14 protein-coding genes are annotated in these 17,024 nt (G+C 57.3%); 6 read left to right on the plus strand and 8 right to left on the minus strand.

Annotated elements, in window-relative coordinates; genetic code table 11:
* Together AAFN47_RS25055 and AAFN47_RS25060 are read left to right on the plus strand one after the other, a co-directional pair.
* Positions 1-579: hypothetical protein (locus tag AAFN47_RS25055; RefSeq protein WP_499812007.1), on the plus strand; the 579-nt coding region annotated here is incomplete at its 5' end.
* 140 nt (positions 580-719) lie between these two features.
* The gene (locus tag AAFN47_RS25060; protein ID WP_499812008.1) at positions 720-1,670 is read left to right on the plus strand and encodes a hypothetical protein; all 951 of its coding nucleotides are present in this window, start codon (positions 720-722) and stop codon (positions 1,668-1,670) included.
* Between the two features lie 102 nt (positions 1,671-1,772).
* Here the strand turns inward: AAFN47_RS25060 and AAFN47_RS25065 are convergent, their stop codons facing one another.
* Positions 1,773-2,741, minus strand: a complete 969-nt coding sequence (locus tag AAFN47_RS25065) for an HNH endonuclease (protein ID WP_499812009.1) — start codon at positions 2,739-2,741, stop codon at positions 1,773-1,775.
* An 80-nt stretch (positions 2,742-2,821) separates the two neighbouring features.
* Here AAFN47_RS25065 and AAFN47_RS25070 point away from each other — a divergent pair, with 80 nt between their 5' ends.
* Complete coding sequence (locus AAFN47_RS25070; protein ID WP_499812010.1) at positions 2,822-3,511, plus strand: XRE family transcriptional regulator; 690 nt, start codon at positions 2,822-2,824, stop codon at positions 3,509-3,511.
* Complete coding sequence (locus AAFN47_RS25075) at positions 3,511-4,119, plus strand: RES family NAD+ phosphorylase (protein ID WP_499812011.1); 609 nt, start codon at positions 3,511-3,513, stop codon at positions 4,117-4,119. Before AAFN47_RS25070 ends, AAFN47_RS25075 begins: the two co-directional genes overlap by 1 nt.
* Positions 4,120-4,150: 31 nt before the next feature.
* Here AAFN47_RS25075 and AAFN47_RS25080 read toward each other — a convergent pair whose 3' ends face one another.
* From AAFN47_RS25080 to AAFN47_RS25095, 4 genes are all read right to left on the minus strand, one after another.
* Positions 4,151-8,128 (minus strand): NACHT domain-containing protein, encoded by a 3,978-nt coding sequence (locus tag AAFN47_RS25080; RefSeq protein WP_499812012.1) that lies wholly within the window; start codon positions 8,126-8,128, stop codon positions 4,151-4,153.
* A 126-nt stretch (positions 8,129-8,254) separates the two neighbouring features.
* Complete coding sequence (locus tag AAFN47_RS25085) at positions 8,255-8,956, minus strand: competence protein CoiA (RefSeq protein WP_499812013.1); 702 nt, start codon at positions 8,954-8,956, stop codon at positions 8,255-8,257.
* 57 nt (positions 8,957-9,013) lie between these two features.
* Positions 9,014-12,073: an AAA family ATPase gene (locus tag AAFN47_RS25090; protein WP_499812014.1), complete on the minus strand. Its 3,060-nt coding sequence runs from the start codon at positions 12,071-12,073 to the stop codon at positions 9,014-9,016.
* Complete coding sequence (locus AAFN47_RS25095) at positions 12,073-13,215, minus strand: exonuclease SbcCD subunit D (RefSeq protein ID WP_499812015.1); 1,143 nt, start codon at positions 13,213-13,215, stop codon at positions 12,073-12,075. Before AAFN47_RS25095 ends, AAFN47_RS25090 begins: the two co-directional genes overlap by 1 nt.
* Positions 13,216-13,286: 71 nt before the next feature.
* Here AAFN47_RS25095 and AAFN47_RS25100 point away from each other — a divergent pair, with 71 nt between their 5' ends.
* On the plus strand, positions 13,287-14,096 hold the full coding sequence (locus AAFN47_RS25100; protein WP_499812016.1) for a BrxR family transcriptional regulator: 810 nt from the start codon (positions 13,287-13,289) through the stop codon (positions 14,094-14,096).
* Positions 14,096-14,341, plus strand: coding sequence for a WGR domain-containing protein (locus tag AAFN47_RS25105; RefSeq protein ID WP_499812017.1), 246 nt, complete (start codon positions 14,096-14,098; stop codon positions 14,339-14,341). The genes AAFN47_RS25100 and AAFN47_RS25105 overlap by 1 nt, the downstream gene beginning before the upstream one ends.
* Here the strand turns inward: AAFN47_RS25105 and AAFN47_RS25110 are convergent.
* The 3 genes from AAFN47_RS25110 to AAFN47_RS25120 are packed head-to-tail and all read right to left on the minus strand — an operon-like array spanning position 14,316 to position 16,988.
* Complete coding sequence (locus tag AAFN47_RS25110) at positions 14,316-14,741, minus strand: ubiquitination-like system serine protease family protein (protein WP_499812018.1); 426 nt, start codon at positions 14,739-14,741, stop codon at positions 14,316-14,318. The genes AAFN47_RS25105 and AAFN47_RS25110 overlap by 26 nt on opposite strands.
* A 1-nt stretch (position 14,742) precedes the next feature.
* Positions 14,743-16,134 carry a ThiF family adenylyltransferase gene (locus tag AAFN47_RS25115; protein ID WP_499812048.1) on the minus strand — a complete coding sequence of 464 codons (1,392 nt, stop codon included), beginning with the start codon at positions 16,132-16,134 and terminating at the stop codon, positions 14,743-14,745.
* The gene (locus AAFN47_RS25120; protein WP_499812019.1) at positions 16,134-16,988 is read right to left on the minus strand and encodes a multiubiquitin domain-containing protein; all 855 of its coding nucleotides are present in this window, start codon (positions 16,986-16,988) and stop codon (positions 16,134-16,136) included. The genes AAFN47_RS25115 and AAFN47_RS25120 overlap by 1 nt, the downstream gene beginning before the upstream one ends.
* Between the last annotated feature and the right edge of the window lie 36 nt (positions 16,989-17,024).

Consider the following 17,024-nt stretch of genomic DNA (forward strand, 5'->3'; position numbering starts at 1 on the left):
CATTTGGAGTGTAATAAAATCTCATTGGCGTCTCATTTGAAGTGTAATGCATTACACTTCAGTCTCACGCAAATCATTGAAAACACTCAATGCGCGAGTCTCGGTTTCAAACCTAAATCGACAGGAATGGCCCGGACTAGTTACGGAAAGCGTTCTGTCACTGTCGTTTTGAATTCGCAGAACATCTTGCACAATCGAGATGCACGATTCATCGCGCATGGCGTCCGCATGACTGACGCAAGAGCCGAGTATCCCTGGGTGCGAGACCCCTCGGTTTGGACTTCCGAACCGAGCGAAACGAGTTTTGGCGTGGACTTGACGGTCTATGGGCTAGAAGCAGCAAATAACTACCGCTTCGATACAATGAGGATCGATGGCTCCGGAGCGGCAGAGCTCCTCATTCTCTTTCTCTCGACCGTATTCGGTGTCGGCATCACATTGCTCGTCGATGGAGCGCGAAAAATGACGGAGGTCGTCTTGGACTCGCTGGGCCAAACGCCGGCCGAACCAGCAATTCAGACCCCGGCTCCGGAAACGGAAACGTCGGCGGCGGACAATGACAAGGGTGCAGGAATTTGAGTGCGCCCAATGATCCGCGCCTTGCAGGGCCGCCCGTCCGGCGCTCGGCAGCACTATCCGGCGACACTGAGAAGCAATTTGAGGGCCTGGTAAAGCTGAGACTTGGCCATGCGGCCTTCGGGAGCATGCTACTTCCGGAAATGATCTTCCTGAAGCGTTCAGACTGGCATTTCTTCCAGCCGAGTTTTTTCGGACCTCCGATCCTGGGGTTCAACGTCGGGCCGGATATCCATGTGGCGCGTTTTTCTGTCGACGTCGGTGGTCCGCGTGCGACGGATCTGACTAGGTTGATTGTAGAAATTCGCTCTGATGGCTTGGTGAAGCGTTACGACGATGGAGCGCAGCTCTATTCGTGCCTCATTGACGGACCGAAGCGGCTAACACGGTTTGCTTCAGGCAGATGCCGGCGCCGGTCGGACGATGACTTCGATCTTCGTCTGTTTCATATCACCAACCCCAAAGCATTCTCGGGTATCGTCGGTTCTGGAGAACTGTGGTCGTCCCGATGGAACTTGCAAGGCACAAGGGAGCTCGGAAACGTCGCCTATGTCTATTTGACCAGCCTGCCGGCGATAGACTCGGAGGAGGATTTGCGGCGCATCGCGATGTCTTCCGACGGGATCATCCGCTTCCAGACCACCTCCAGCCGCGCTCGAGAAGAAACTCTGGAACTCACTGTCTATCGCGAGAACACGACCGGCCGAACCGCACGGCTGCTGGTCAATTTGGCGAGCGGACTTTTGGCTCCACCGCACTTGCTGATACATCGGCCAATTGGAGATCAGCCCTATTATGAAGTCGTCGGCCCCGAAATCTATCGCATCGGAGTTCAGCCAGGGGTGGCACTCACATATGCCAAAGGAATTGCCGCCGCCGACGAGGCAAGCTTGAAGCGCTTCGACTACGTTGTGGTCGGCGACGCCTCAAGTATTGAGGGGCTTGCTGCCCCCTATGATGAGGAGGAAACCGACCAGGTCGTTCACGTTGAAAAGCTCGACGCCGGGCTCGATCTTTTCGAATTCTGGCTCGAACACCAAAACAGCGACCAGGTCACAAGCCGTAATCCAGAACCGCGCATTTTCCCGACATGATCGTTCGAGTGTGACCTACGCTTTCGTCCGCCCAGACGACGGAACGGCTCACTTCGCCAAACTGCTCTCGGAAAGCCTCGTGGAGTTGGGCGCCGGTGACGGTCACATGTAGTGCGTCTTCATCGCCTCGATACGCTCTTCGGTCTTGCCGTTACGCTTCCCGACGACAATTCCGTATGCGGGTGAGTCCAGCAATGGATAGAACTGCAAGTAGACGGCAACGAATTCTTCGGTTCCGCCGATGAAGATACGGAGTGTCTCAGCGGGCTCAACCTCTTGCTTGTCGTGCGGGAATGTGCCTCCCACGTACATGGACAAGTCATCGCTCTTGTTGAGGATGATATCGTTCAGGAAAGGTTCGAAACCATCCATGCCAAGTTCAGCCACCGCAAAGGCGTGTGCTGTCTTGGCAAGGAAGCGAAGGAAGTGGTTCCGGTTTACGTCGCCCAGCTTCATTGCGACATTGGCTTCGCCAGTTTCCTCCGCAATTTGCCGGTTGATCTCATAGGCGCGGGATTCGACATAACTCCACGGTCGCCCGCGACCATTGTCTGAGCCGGCGTCACCAAGGGTGATGCGGGCCTCCGGCAGCTCCCATAGATTGAGCGCCAATGGAGCCTCCTCCAATGGAAAGGCGCGTGAACCCAGATCTCGAGTAATTTTGCCGCTGCCATCGACCGCGACGAAGGGAATTTCAACGTGCTTTGGCCGGTCTTTTCTTCTTGTCCGGCTCGGAGCATCGACTTGCAGCCGAAAATCGCCGAACTGCTTCTTAAGCACCTCCTGCTCGTAGGGTTGAATAGTTGCCGCGCAGTGCTTGCACGACGCTTTCTCGAAGATCAGCGTGTTGTGGCCGAGCGCGAACGGAATGATATGCTCGTCGGTGAGATCGGTGTGAGAGAATGCCGAGCCGCAATAGATGCACGCGCCCGGTGAAGGGATGCGTCGCTTTTCGAACCTGTCGATCTCATATGTCTTCGTCTTCATCCAGCAAAGATAGGTGAGCGATCGCAGGGTTGCCAGCAGGGGAACCGTGTCACGGCAGCTCCAGTCGTGCCGCAGGTCAATCATCTCACTAGGCTTTACGAGATTTACGAACTTGACGAGTTAACACAAATAGCCCATATTGGCGGCGAAGGAGCACCAAGATCATGTCTACCGCTAAAGCTATTGAGAAGCGCGGTCGAAAGTCCGGCGACGTCAGGTCACCCAACATTGCGTTTTCGACAAAGCTCGCTGGAATTGCGGCGTTCAAAAAAGCGCTTATCGAGCAATATGGCGAGGCAGTCCGTCGCAGCAAGAAGGCTGGGCACCGGGTCAGCTTTCGGGTCGATGTCGATCCAGAAGCTGGAGCGCAATCCATCACAGTTGTCGAGGAGCAGCCAGGCGCGGCCGCGGATGGTTTTCCCGTCGAACAGGTCGGGGAGCCGGATGCGGACCTCAAGGCAGCTTTGAGGGAAGCCCGGGCTCGCGGGAAAAAGCGTGTCTCCGAAATCGTTGCCGCAGACGATATGCTCACCGCAGAGGCGTTTGCGGATTTGTTGGGTGTGTCCAGAGTGACGGTCAACTCACGGCGTCAAAATGGCCAGCTTCTAGGCATCGATGGGGCCAAGAGGGGCTTCCGCTTTCCTGCATGGCAACTTGATGAAGATGGCCGTCCGTTCGAAGCGCTGCCCGAACTCCAGCAAATCCTCGGTGGCAGTGCCTGGGCTGTCTATAGGTTTCTGGTAACACCACAAGGCGGTCTCAACGGGCTAACCGGACTCGATGCGTTGCGGAGTAAGAAGCCTGATGAGGTTATCGAAGCTGCCAAGGGTATTGCTCACGGTGACTTTAGGTAATGCCAGCAACTACGCCGCCCGCCGGCTTCGAGAACGCAAAGCTCGATATTGAAACTGTTCCTGCCGGAAAGCGGTTCGGACGCATCTACCTTGATGCTTTTCCGGATCCGCTGGGTTTCGGGAAAAGCCCGAGCCGGTTCAGCGATCCAAGGCGCCGGATCGATGAAAACCGGTTCGGGGTACTATATCTCGGTGAAACGTTGAAAGTCTGCTTTCTGGAAGCGCTACTTCGTGATCGCCGGGACGGACAAATTGGCGACCTTCCGATTGAAGAAATAGAAATTCATACCCGCCGCTTTGCCGAGATCGAGACGATAGAGGATCTTCGTCTCGTCGATCTGCGCGACGATCATGCCGTGCGTATGGGTGTGCCTTCCGACGTCGCAAAGGCTTCGCGCCAGAGCCTTGCTCGCGCTTGGTCGCTGGCTTTCTATGAGCACAAATCTTCGCCGGATGGCATTATCTATCCCTCTCGGCTAAATGGCCACGTGAACCTCGCAGTGTATGATCGCGCAGTTTCAAAATTGGCGCCAAAACGTGTGGTTCCCTTAATCGGCGCACCGGGGTTGGCATCGGTGTTGCGGGAATTGCTGGTGGCTCTGGTCTGAGAAGACCGGCCATTCTCAAATTGCCTGCAATTCAGGTTCGAGTTTTCCGACGCCGCCTGTTGGTGGCCTCGATCATCGACTGTGGCCGAGATACGTCCAGTACGACAACCGAAAGCTTATCCTTCAAGTGAAGCGGAAGGTCATCGACAAGCATCGCCTCAAGCGCCTCGACGCTGTCGGGACTGTCGGCGCCATCGCTTCTCTTAGGCGCGTTGAACTCAGTGCCGAACCAAAAGACGAGATAGATCCCGAAGCCGCAGGCGTCTGGATCCGCAGCGTAACCAGCGAGCTGGGTCGAAGTGGCTGTCCAGAGCTCGCCATTGTAGTGCCGTTTGGCCTCGATCGGCAGATTCTTGCCGGCATGGCTCAGCATTAGTACGTCGACCCTGGTGTTCTCGCCGCGACGGACCTCGGGAAGGCTCGCCGCAATGCCGTATCCTTCGAACCGGGGACGAACTAGTTTCAGGAGGCGGTCCCTATCCTCGTTTTCGATCTGTGGTTTGGTTGCATTGCCATATTCATCGGTGTTCCAAAACCGCTTCCAAGGCGTCTCACTTCCGGTCCTGAGTGTACTCTTGTACCTCTCGACCTCTTCCAGAACGACGGCCGCAAGGTCCGATGGAGTAGCGGGTGCGCCATCTGCGAGTGCGCTCATCAGTTGGCTCACTGAAGGCGCTGCAAATTGTTCATCGCGCTGTTTGCGGGCGTGTTCCGCGGCTGCATGAGCAATATGGGGTGCCCAGCTTGAATCGACTCTCTCGGCGAGTGCCTTCAGGTGCGCGCCGGCTTCAGCCGAATTTGAAGCTCCGAGACGCCGGATCGCGGCTCTGACAATCCCGCTCACTCCACCAGAGTGCCGCCAATCATTTTCGCGTGCCGGGTGTTTTGTACCAAGAACGCTAATCCTGATTCTGTCCAGCAGGTCGATGTCCGGACATAGCTCGTTGAATGTCTTGGCGAGGTCTCCGTTCGGAGCCAAAAGAGCAGATTCAAGGTCTTCTTCCGAGAGCCGATCGGCAAATATCTCGGGCATCAGCGCCAGGCCGACGAATGACCAGATATCCCGTTGGTTCTGCTCGAGGTCGTCGCGTTCCAAGGTGCGGCGCGCGAACTCGACCATCTCACCGATAGTCGAGCTGCCGGCGCATGCTCCGATCGCCTGTTTAAGGGCGAGATCTGGCAGGCCCGGCCTCTTGTCAAGCAGCCTAAGCATGCACAGGGAGACGAATGCCGGTTGATCTGCATTCGTAAGATGATGGATAGCATCAAGGTCTTCATCGCCAGCATCGAGAGCGGCGTTCCAATACCGCAACATCATGTCAGCACCTTGCTCTGGCTTGTTGGCCAGGCGGTCGACTGCCCAAACGGCAATCGAAGGATCGTCGTCGGCACTGAACTGGGCTTCGCGAAGCCCGACCAAGGCGATGATCAACGGAGATGCTTCGATGTCGTTTTCACGGCCATGCAAAAGCGCCTGGTGCAACCCCGCCGCTACGACATACTCTTGGGAGTATGTCCCTAGTTTGGCTTGGGCCTTGCCGAGATCTTCGACACTAACCTTGATGTCGGTATGGATTGCAAACTGGACGAAGCCTTCCGCGATCGCCGCGGCGATCTCCTCATTTGTGTATTTGATGATGTCTTCGAACGGCGATTTGTCTTTGCTGATCCTGGCATTGCGGTAGTGCCCGGCAGCCCAATTCAAGACGCCATATTGCTCCGGTGCGCCACTCGAGATTACATCAATGACCGGCGTTAGCGCGGCGATGTTTGCCTTACGCGAGTTTGCCGTCTTCTTTTCCAGGTTAGCCGTTCGCTTCGCCTCCTTCCTTTTCCATCCCGCGTTCGGGTCGGAGAGTAGAGATTTGATGAACCCCTTGAAACCTCGTTCCTGCTCCAGCAGCGATAAGATCGGCTTTTGCCATTTCGGCCAGAGTGTTTCGCTGCGGGCCCCATACGCGGCAATCTGAAATATTCGTTTTCTGGCTTTGCGCTCATTCGTCGCTTGAGCGATGTCCAACAACCCCCGGATCAACGCGTCGGAGGGTAGCCTTCTTGCGGTCGAGATATATTCGTTGCACACCACCCACGGGCCTTCGTCGGAGGAGCTTTGGTCCTCGACGGCGAGGAACAATTCCAATTCCCGCCGATCCGAATCGTGGTCAATCCATCTTGCAATGGCCTCACCAACATCGCTGTCGAGCATGTCCCATCGATGTTCTCGGAGATTGCCGAGCCACGATAGAAGTCGGACGGCGGATATATCCGGGTTGGCTTCAACTGCGGCGACAAACGCGCGATTTAGGAGCGACTGGACTTGTGATTTGTGGCGCCGCGCAACATCGCTTCTTCCAATACCCTGATCGAAGAACTCCGGTCGCGGAGATCGCGCAATCGCTATGCTGAGAGAGACCAGCGATCCAGTGTCGTCGTTATCCTCTCCATCGCGGGCTTTGGCAGACAAGCTGTCGAAATCCTCGAGCAGTGCGTGGAGATCGGAAAACTCAACATCCGGCGTTGACCTGCTCGCCAGGACGCGGGCACGGATTGCCAGTTGGCCTCGATCCACCTTCATGGCGGCCAGGTCGTCCAATAGGCCACGTTGCATTCCAACCCTGTCGCTGGCTTTTGCAGCGAGGACTTCCGCCGCTCTCTCCCGCATCCATAGAGGCCGCGCAGCGTCGAGGACGATCTCCCGCAGCTTCTCCGACATGCGCTCAACAGGCGGGCCGTCCGCGAGTGCCTGAAGAACGGTGACTTGCAAGTGACTTCGGACCTCGGCGTCGAGAATGGCTTTGAAATCGTCAACGAGATCATCGCCGGCAAGCCCGCCTACGACAGTCGCGTCATCCTGCGAAGACAGAAAGTACGGGTCGTCACGGTCCAGGTTATAGAGGACTTCTCGCCGACCGGCCGTGTCGAACGCCGCCGCATCGCCATATGCCAGCACCGTTGCTGCATCATGTTGAATGAGCCGTCTCGCCCCGACGCGATCTCCTTCCGATTGCAGGTGGGCGGCAAACCACGCATATAGTCCCCTGAGCTCACTCGGAGCCTTCTGATCGCTCCCGGTGATGAGGGCTGTCGCGCGCCGCAACGGAAAAACGGGCGCTTCGCGAGTGCCCACTACTCTTCTTGCCAGAAAACGGCCTGCCAGAAACTCAGCGACAGTTCGGTGTAACGGCGCGAAAGTGTTTCGTTCGCCCCTGAAAAGCGGGGTGTCCAATGCGGCTTCAAGGACGCGCGGTTCGAGCCCCAGGGAATGCGTAGCGATATACTCGTTTTCGGTTGAACCAGGCGGCAACGCGTTTGAACGCCAGAGCACCTTCGCCCCGGAAGCGAGAAGGTAGAAGCTCATGGCGGCGGCAGCGGAGAGGATTTCGTCCGCTCCCGGTCGTGGATCTGTTTCGCGCTCCGGGTCGTATTCGTGGGCAAGCGCCCTCGTCGCCTTCTCGAACAAATCAAAACGAGATGTCGGCCATACGCCGTTTGAGACAACAACAGAGTGAAGCAATCTCAGACTAAGCGGATTTTCCAGGAATGCACCGGCACCCCGGTTCCGCGCTTCACCCACGAACCGCTCTGGATCTGGTTCTCCCAGAGAGGCCAAGACCAATTGTGTCTCTTCGTCGCTCAGTGGCAGGAGATGGGCCACAATGATGGTCTCGTTGTTCGCCGCACGCCGCATCGCGTTGATGTCGGCAGTTGTGCGCCAGTCCTCAGCGCGGCAGGTGAGGCGCCACCTGCGTATGTTGCTCTTCGAAATCGCGTTGGCGAGACGCATGAGTTTGTCTTTGCCACCATCACCCGAGCGATATTCATCGAGGGCATCGAGATAGGCTGTTCCAGATTCGCCGATCGGTGAACCGTTCATCACTTCCCGGCAAGTCGCGATTTCGCCGCCTTCGGCAATCGCCTCGTACTCCAATGCAGTCGACTTCCCCGCACCGGGCTCGCCGAGCAAAACAACATATGGTTCGCCGCGCAGCTGGCTCAGCAGTTGAACCACATTCTCACCTTGAACCTGGATGGCGACTCGCCTGTCTAGATGCGCATTTTCCATCTCGACAAGATAGTGTTTCGACGTCCTGTCTGAAAACCTACATCACGACTTCTCGATATGTACGAACGCAAATTAGAACCTAGCGCGACGCCGACGGTATCTCACGGTCCTTTGTGCTGGCCTTCCGAACAACACATCAGGGACTGCGGTACCTTCGAGAATGTGCTCGACCAGCTTGCGCTTCGGATATTCAAAGCCATAGATCCAGTCATTTTTAATCTGCCGGAGAACCCAGAGTTTGTCTTCGCCGAAATCGAACGCGACAATGACGCCGACATGAACCCATTCTTTCAACAACCTTGAGTCATGGATCCAAACTTGGTGGACGAGACCATCTTTTGTCGGGTGTCTGAAACCGTCAGCCAAGGCACGTAAGAATTGTGAGTGATCGGTCTTCCGACGCAGCCCATCAATGATCCAGAACATTGGTTGATGAAACCTGGTTCTCTTCCGAGCTTCATCTGACCTCAAATATGAGTGCTGAAACTCGACAGCCAAGCCTTTGGGCGTTTTGACGTCTGCGATGTGCAGCTCTCCATGTTCGTCGCGAGCGGCGATTTCTTGCCAGTCTACGGGGAAGTGACTCTTCCAGTCACGGTGCCATTGCGTCTCGTTTTCCCACCAATGATCACAATGGCGTAGGCCCTTGTGCGCCCAGTGCCACACCTTCTTCGCTCCGCATTTGGCGATGAGCTCTGCATCGCATCCCGGACATCTGCCGGTTGCCCGCGGTGTCGCTTCAATTCGCTGGCCGTCATTGATGGCAAAACGCATTGCTATGACACCAAATAGAAGCGCTGATGTTCTAAACGCGCGTGTTGCATAGCCGGTCTAGTGTGCCTCGGTGCGCGAGTGAATGTGCGATCCGGTCGGTGTGACTTCGACATCGAAGCCAGCTGTGATCAGGGTTTTCACCTGTTCGGTATGGGAGATCAGACCTACCGCCCGCATTTCGTTAGTAAGCGAATAAAGCGTCTCCAGAGCGATGTTCAGTGTCTCGTCATCGAGAGTGCCAAATCCCTCGTCGATGAAAATGGCGTCGAGCCTGATTCCGCCGCTATTTTGTTGAACGACGTCTGAGAGTCCGAGTGCCAGTGCCAACGAGGCCTGAAAACCCTCTCCTCCCGACATCGTCCTCGTCGATCTAGACTTCTCCGTATTGGCATCGTGAACAGCGATATCGAGGCCGCGTTTGCTGACGCCCCCCGATACCTCTTCAGGCCGATGCAGCTGATAGCGATTGCTCGACATCGGTCCCAATCTGAGGTTGGCCGCGACAAGCACTTCGTCGAACATGGCCGCGATGGCAAAATCGGGCAGCCGCACCTTCCGGTCATTGTTGCCATTCACCAGATTTGCGATTTCACCTAGCGGTGCGTAGCGTTCCTCCAAGGAAGCGATTTTCTCGGAAATCTTTTCCACTGACTGCAGCACGGCTGCCTTGCGGTTCAGTTCCGTTTGAAGTCGTGTCCGCTCATTTTGGTTGGTTTCCAGCTCGGTGGCAAAGCCGGACACTTTTTCCTTAAGGCCATCCATGTCCGGATGTTCACGCTCGCCGATCTCCGCTTCGAGACGCTTTAACCGATCTGTGTTGGCCGCGAGGCTCTGCTCATGATCCTTGACAGCCGTCTCCAGTTCGTCGACTTGGTCAAGATCCGTTTTGGCAGACTGAAACAACTCCGCGCTAAGGCCCGCATTCGCGAGTCCATTGGCAAGTGTACTGCCTGCATCTTCCAGAATGTCGCGGGCGCGGGCCAGTGCCGTTTCCGCCCCGATGCGGCCTTCCGATGCGGCGGCGAGCGCAACGGCAGTTTCCTTGTCAGCATCGAGAGCTGCCTGATGCATTTTGGCCAGTTCATCTCGTTCGGCAACGGCGGCCCCGAGGGCGTCTGTCAGGTGGTTTGCCTCGCGGTACGCCACCGGAACCTCTCGAAGCATTGCATCCAGTTTGGTCTGGACGGTCGACATTTCTGCCTTACTATCCAGCAGGGCTTGTTTGGCCTCTTCATGGAACCGAACAGCGTCACTTGCTGTGGTCTCGGCTTCATTGAGGCGATCGGCCAGATTCGCGAACCGGTCATCCGCATCGAGAGCGGCTTTCTTTTCGGCCGCCGCCGCAAGTAGCGGCAGCAATGTCTCGCGAGAGCGAGCAGGTGCCGAGTGATCCGCAAGCGCGCGCTCCCGGTCTTCCAACAAATCCTCTGCCGAGCGTAAGGCACTTCGGGCCTCCTGTTCAGCCGCCTTTGCAAGTTCCAATGCCTTTTGCGCCGTGTCGAACGCCTCATGGCGACCCTGACGCGAGGAATCGCCGGTGGCCGGCGCCGGGTGATGGGTTGAACCGCAAGCCGGGCAGGGCTCGTTATCACGAAGTTTGCGGGCCACATGAAGCGCCTGGATGTCGGTCAAATCCTGTTCGGCGGACGCAAAGGTGGCAGTACAGCTCTGTAGGTGTGCGGCGGTTCGCTGATGTGCCTCCGCCAAAGCCCCAACCTTCTCTTTCTGCTGATCTCTGCGGGTAACGGCCTTCTCATAGTCGCCGAGAACTTCAGCTTCTCTTTGCAGGTCCACCAATTGGGCCGCCGCATCGCTGAGAGCCTTGTCATGTCCAGGTTGCAGCTTCTGCAGGGCTCGAAGGGCACCCAGCTGCTCGCCGGCATCATCGGCCGCCTGCTTCGCTGCGAGCGCCTGGTTGTTTGCACCGGCAACCGCGTCGGTCTTCTCGGTGAGATCGTTCTTGAGCTCGGAGGTCTGATCGAGCGTTGTCTTCCAGCGATCGAGCTCTTGCACTTTGCGGTCTGCGGCCTCCCTTCGGGGGGCGTTTTCAGTTGCACGCGAAAGCGCATTCCGCGCGGCCGTGCGCGCGGTGTCCGCAGCGGCTAACTTATCTTCAGCTGCCGCATATGCGGTTGCCGCATCAGTGTGATTGCTGCGTGCGCCTGCCTCTGCCTTCTCGAGAGGCATGAGCGTCGCGGCAATCCGCGCCCGTTTTGATCGAGCCCGCAAATTCTCGATTTGCTGACCTCGGCCTTCGAGAGTAGTTTTGTCCCGTTTGGCATCCTCAAGGTCTGAGAATTTCTGAGATAGTGCCTCAGCTGCCGCCAGCGCCTCGCGATGGTCAGCGAGGGTCGTTTCGAGCGACTCGATCCGACCATTGATCGCGTCTATGGCCGCCTTGTCCTTGGCAGTATCAGCCCGAAATGCATCTTCTGTTTCGTGATTGAGCAGTGTTTCCCGCTTGAGCCGCTCATCATGAATCTCTTGGCGTAGGTTAGCAGCCTGACGTTTTATTCTTTCGACAAATCCCTCATAGAGCTGCACATCAAAAAGCCGCTTCAGGATGGGGGAGCGCTCATCGGAGCTGGCGGTCAGGATCTTGCGGAAGTCCCCTTGCGGCAGCAGGACAATCTGTCGGAACTGGGCGGCATTGTAGCCCAACAGTTCTTCGATCATTCCGTCGACGGCTTTAACTTTTTTCTCAGCCAGGACGGCGCCACGGTGGTCTGGAGTGATCTCATCAAGCGCCATGCCCGTGGCCTTGAAGAGATAAGCTTCGTGGGGCTGATGTGCCGTGCCCGCCCCTCTATTTGCGGCGCGGGTCTGGCTAGGCACCCGATGTATCACATAGCGCTCTTCGCCAAGCTCGAACACAAGCTCCACCTCTGTCAACGCAGTTGCGCCGGCATGGTGAGAGATCATGTCCTCTGCAGATCGCTCGGCCCCGGAGGACTCGCCAAAGAGAGCGAACGAGATGCCATCGAATATTGTCGTCTTGCCTGCGCCCGTGTCGCCGTAGATGCCGAAGATGCCGGCATCCATCGCAACTGTGAAATCGACGATCTCTCTGCCCGCATATGGACCAAAAGCCGTCATGGTTAGCCGGATCGGTCGCATCAGATCTCCTCCCTGATGGGTTCATCGATCAACTGCGCAATGACGCCCTGCTCAACTTCGGTGGGTTTCTCCCCACGCACATAGGTCACAAACTCCGCGATCACACTGACCGGATCGTCCAGTTTCGAATGCGCTCGTCCCGAAGCCGTGATCACCAGATCCTGTTTTTTCTCGCGAAGCGTCTGAAGTATGTTTGGATAAAAGGGCCGCAGCTGCGCGGCGGGTTCGACCAGTGCGCCTTCGTCTAAAAGAACGGCGCAGATCAGATCCTCGCTAGGGTTGGCTTGTGCTTCGGCGACCAGTTCGGCCAGCAATCCTCGCACCTCGCGGACACGGCGCAAAGGCTTGAACGCAATCTGGTCGAAATCGACCAAGCTTCCGTCGACCGCGAGATCGAAGACGATCATGGACTTTGATGTGTTCGCTTCGTCAAAGCCGAAAGCCAAAGGCGATCCGCTGTAGAAAATTCCGTCTCTTCCAGCCGCTTGTGGGCGATGAAGGTGCCCCAATGCGACGTAGTCGGCGCCATCGAAGATCGCCTGAGATACCATTTCGACGGTCCCGATAGCCAGGCGGCGCTCACTGTCACTCGGTTGGCAATCGGCGACAAAGGCATGGGCGACGATGACCCAGCGGGCGCCTTCCGGTTTAAGGCGCCGCGCCGCCTCGATCTGGTTTCGGAGCACATCTTCCGGCGTCCGGATGGTCTCGTCCTCAAACTCGCGCCTCGCTGCATAGATTTCGCCATAGGGCAGAGCCGAAAACGCCACAGCTCCATGCTCATCCTCAAGCACGAGCGGCGTCTCGTCCTTCGAGAGCGGACCTCTGATGAGGATACGCCGCTTGTCGAAGAGCTTGGTGACCGCGCCCAGGCGCTGGCCTGAATCATGATTACCGGCGATCACGACGATCGCTGTCTCTGTCTCTTCGTAAACTCGTTCAATGAAATCGCTGTAGAGCTTAACAGCCGGTTCCGGCGGCGACGCCTTGTCATAGACATCACCGGCCACGATGAGAACGTCGATGTTCGATGCAACAATCACCTCGAAGATCTGATCCAGAACATGGGCTTGGTCCTCAAGCAGCGACACCCCGCGTAGCGAGCGTCCCAGATGCCAATCTGCTGTATGAAGGATCTTCATCTTGCACCGTCAATTAATACACGTGTAAAAATTAGATGGACAAAAGGAGGGAGTCAAGCTAGTTTCTGCGCATGGCCTTTGATGACCTGAAACACGCACAACGCGCCCGCCTGGAGTATCTCGACCGACTTTTCTTTTGGGACGGTGCGGCAACCCGCACTTCGTTGATCAAGCAGTTTGGTATTTCAAACGCGCAGGCTGCACTCGACTTTCGCGCTTATCTCGCCGAGGCAAAAAAAGATGCGCTCCGCTACGACCCCTCATCACGCCAATACCTCGCGCAGGAAGACTTTCGCCGGCTGAGCGGGGAGGCCACATCGGCGGAACTGACGCAACTGCTGACCACCGATTCCGCCGCGGCGTATGACAGATTGCCAGACCTTCAGCGGATTCAGGATATGCGCGTGCTGCGCCCGCTCTATCGGGCATTCAAGGCCAAACAGGCGGTGAAAATAGTCTACCAATCGATGCGTGATCCAGAGCCGATGACGCGTTGGATCGCTCCAGTTCGCTTCGCTTCGGATGGTGTTCGACTGCATGTCCGTGCCTGGTGCTACACCCGACAGGCCTTTCGGGATTTCCACCCGGCGCGCATAGACCCCAAACGATCGTTTAAGGAGACAAGGCCTGCCGAAGCCGTACCAACTGACGAAGACTGGTTCACCTGGGCCATATTGAAGCTCCAGCCCCATTCTCGACTGACGGATGCCCAACAGCGTGTTGTGCGGATCGAGTTCGGGTTCACGGCCGACGTGCTCGAAGTCCGAACCAGGAAAGCGCTTGAGTTTTACACCGAGCGCCGATGGGGGCTCGAACAGAAGGAGCCCAGGCTCGAGCGCGTTTCCACGGAATATGTCGTCATGGGTGCGGAGGAAAACTGATGCAATTTGACATGCGTCGCGTCGACCCGTCACGCAATATGAACCGCTTCTATTCCGTGGAGTTGACTAAAGACCTTTTCGGTGCTCATGGCGTACATCGTCAGTGGGGGCGGTTCGGCACATGGGGACGACACCGGTTTGACTGGTACAAATCGCTACCCGAGGCCGAGCGCGCTCTATCCGATCTGGTCAAACAAAAACTGGCGCGCGGCTATCTGCTTAAGGCACCGGTCCCTGATGCATAAAGGTCAGCACTGCTGAGTTTTCGAGTTCGTGGCCGCTGCCGTTGGCCGGTAACTTTGGTCGTCCGCCCTTGCACCACTGAACCTGACCCTGGTTGATCCAGAAATGACACCCGCACGCGTTTTGCTGATGCACTGACGGCTTGACCGTTGGTCGCCTCCAAAAGTCTTCCGAGATCGTCCAGCGTGGTCGCCGGGTGGGGTTCAAGGATAGGTTTATGACCTCTCCGCAGCCCCCCGGGCACTTAAGGCAGGCCCATTTCCTGATGCCACCACTTTCCACGAGCGTGACGCATTGGTCCGCGACCTGTGATCTATCCGGAAATGACGGGCTAATGTCGGTCAACAGGTCATAGCGCAGCAAACGGAGATGGCGGAGAAACTTCGAAATTTGGCGTTTCATGTCAGCTCACCATGTCCAGAAATGGCCGTACATCCGCGCGACCGAGCGTCTCTGCCTGGCTGCAACACGGGCAGCCGGATCGTGACTCTACCAAAGGCCTGCGTTCGTCTCGTGCATGGAAGCGCCGGATGCGTGTAGGCAACATCCCGGCTTCACCGGCAAGTGCGGTCACGCCCGCCAGCCATTCATTTACCGCCATGGTCGCCGCCTCGGTCGTGAAAGTAACAACTGCCGGAGATGGGTCGCCTTCTCCCAGGACATATGCTTCCTCTTTTAGACGCTGATAGGCGTCAGGATCATTCCGTCTAAGCGCCTCTTCACGCGCGCGGCGCGGATCGACATAATCGCCGCAGAGCAGACAAGGATGGCCAGGCACGAGCGTTGAAACTCGGGCGAAGAGATCGAATGCGGTGCCCGTCCGCCGCTGCATGGCAAGCCCCACGTCTATCACGGGGATACCGTAGAACCGGGCAAAGCGGTTCAGAAACAGTCGGCCGGTATGATCGTCCGTGCAGCAGAAGATCACATCGCAGGCTTTGAGCGCATCCCACGTTTCCGGATGTCCGGCCCAGGCATTTATTGTCACCAACGTCATGCCGAGGCCGGATTCCAATACAGTCCGTGTGTGTATGGAGGTCTTCGGCATCTTCGCATCGACATCCGAGCGCCGTGCACCATGGAGGCGGTTGAGATTGGTCTCGTCCACGATGTCCTTGTCGAACTGAACGGCCTCGGCGACGCCAAGCCTTAACAAGAGAGGCAGGAGCGCGCTCCCGGTGGCACCCCCGCCAGCAATTCCACACCGAAAGCCCGACACCTGCCGCGACGCCTCCTTCCCGAACAGCCGAACCTGGCGGTCCAAGAAATCCTCCGGAGTTCCCTCGAGACCCGAAATACGCAAGCGGGGTCCGGCATGCAGGATCCTGCCAATGTCGATTGCTGTGTCCGCCTGTGTCCAAATGCGTGCGGCGATGTCACCATCCCCGGCTATGACGATACTGATCAGCCCGGGCATCCCTTTCATAAGAGCGGTACGGGCAAGTTCGGCTTCGTTGCGATCGTCCTGTTCGGAAAATCTGGCATCGCCTTTCGGATGGCTGTGGACAAGGGCCGGCACGAGACCAGCGATTTTTGCGTCATTCAACAGCCGCATGAAGCCGTCTGTCTGCCAAGTGACATGCCGCCCCGAGGCCGAGACAAAAGCGTCGTCATCGATTTGGTCGAACTGATGCGAAATCAAACGCCGGCGCGACGCCTTGGTCCACGGGTCGGATTCGATGTCGGCGATGCCAAAGAGCATGTAGGCCGATCGCTCTGATCCGGCCCCTTGCGTCAGCAGGGACCGGATTTGCGTCTCGTGCGGGTCCAGAAGGACGAGATCCTGTGTTTTCATCACGCCCGGGCCTCCATCAAAGCAGTCCGCACGCGGGCGACCATGGTCTGAAGACCATCGACGCCGGGGCGCCAGGCATTGTTGTGCCGCGACCAGCGCTGCCAGACACGTCCCGCAAAATGATGCTCCTTTTTGCATGCCTTCGGCACCTGCCCGGTCCCGGCCAGCGTCACCTTCGGCGACACATAGAACATGTCGGGCGGACAGTCGGGATAGCCACTAGGCAGCAGGATCAGAATATCAGCTGTCTCATGGTCGAATTTGCCCTCCGGCAAGGGCAGGGCTTTCAGGATGATCCCCGTATTGCGGCCTTCCGTCACGACTTCAAACTCGTAGCCGTGATCCGAAAGGTAGGTCTGATCTTTCGACGGAAGGGCGTCCCCCTCCGTCGTCTGATCAATAAGCGACACGAAGCGTTCCACCCCGACGTCGGCCAGGTTGATCACATCGGTATCGGTGATCTTCTTGTCGTGCTGACCGGGGATCTCCTGCCAGAGATTGTAGTTCGCCGGCAGCTTGGCCAGCTTGCGCAGCACAAAGCCACTGATGCAGGCCCGCGGCCATTCAAGATCGGCGTCGTCGATCTTGAACTTGAAGCTCCGATCCGAACGAGTAACCAGTACCCTCTCGGCGCCGCGACCGTTCAGGTCATAGCTTTCGTCAAGGCGGATGTCTTCGAAGTCCCCATTGGGCAGAATGGCAATTGCCACATGCTCATCGACGGGATGTCCGCCAGTGGCCTCGATCAACTGCCGCCCCAAAACCTTGGGATCGTCAAAGATGTGCTTTTTGAAGTTGAGGCTCTCATCGGCGATGAGAACCGGGAAGCGAGGAGTGTTTCCTTGCGGTTTCATGTTTGATTTCCTTGTGTTGTATGAGGCCGCAGACAC

The sequence above is a fragment of the Hoeflea sp. CAU 1731 genome, from assembly GCF_039888615.1.
Classification (GTDB): Bacteria; Pseudomonadota; Alphaproteobacteria; order Rhizobiales; family Rhizobiaceae; genus Flavimaribacter.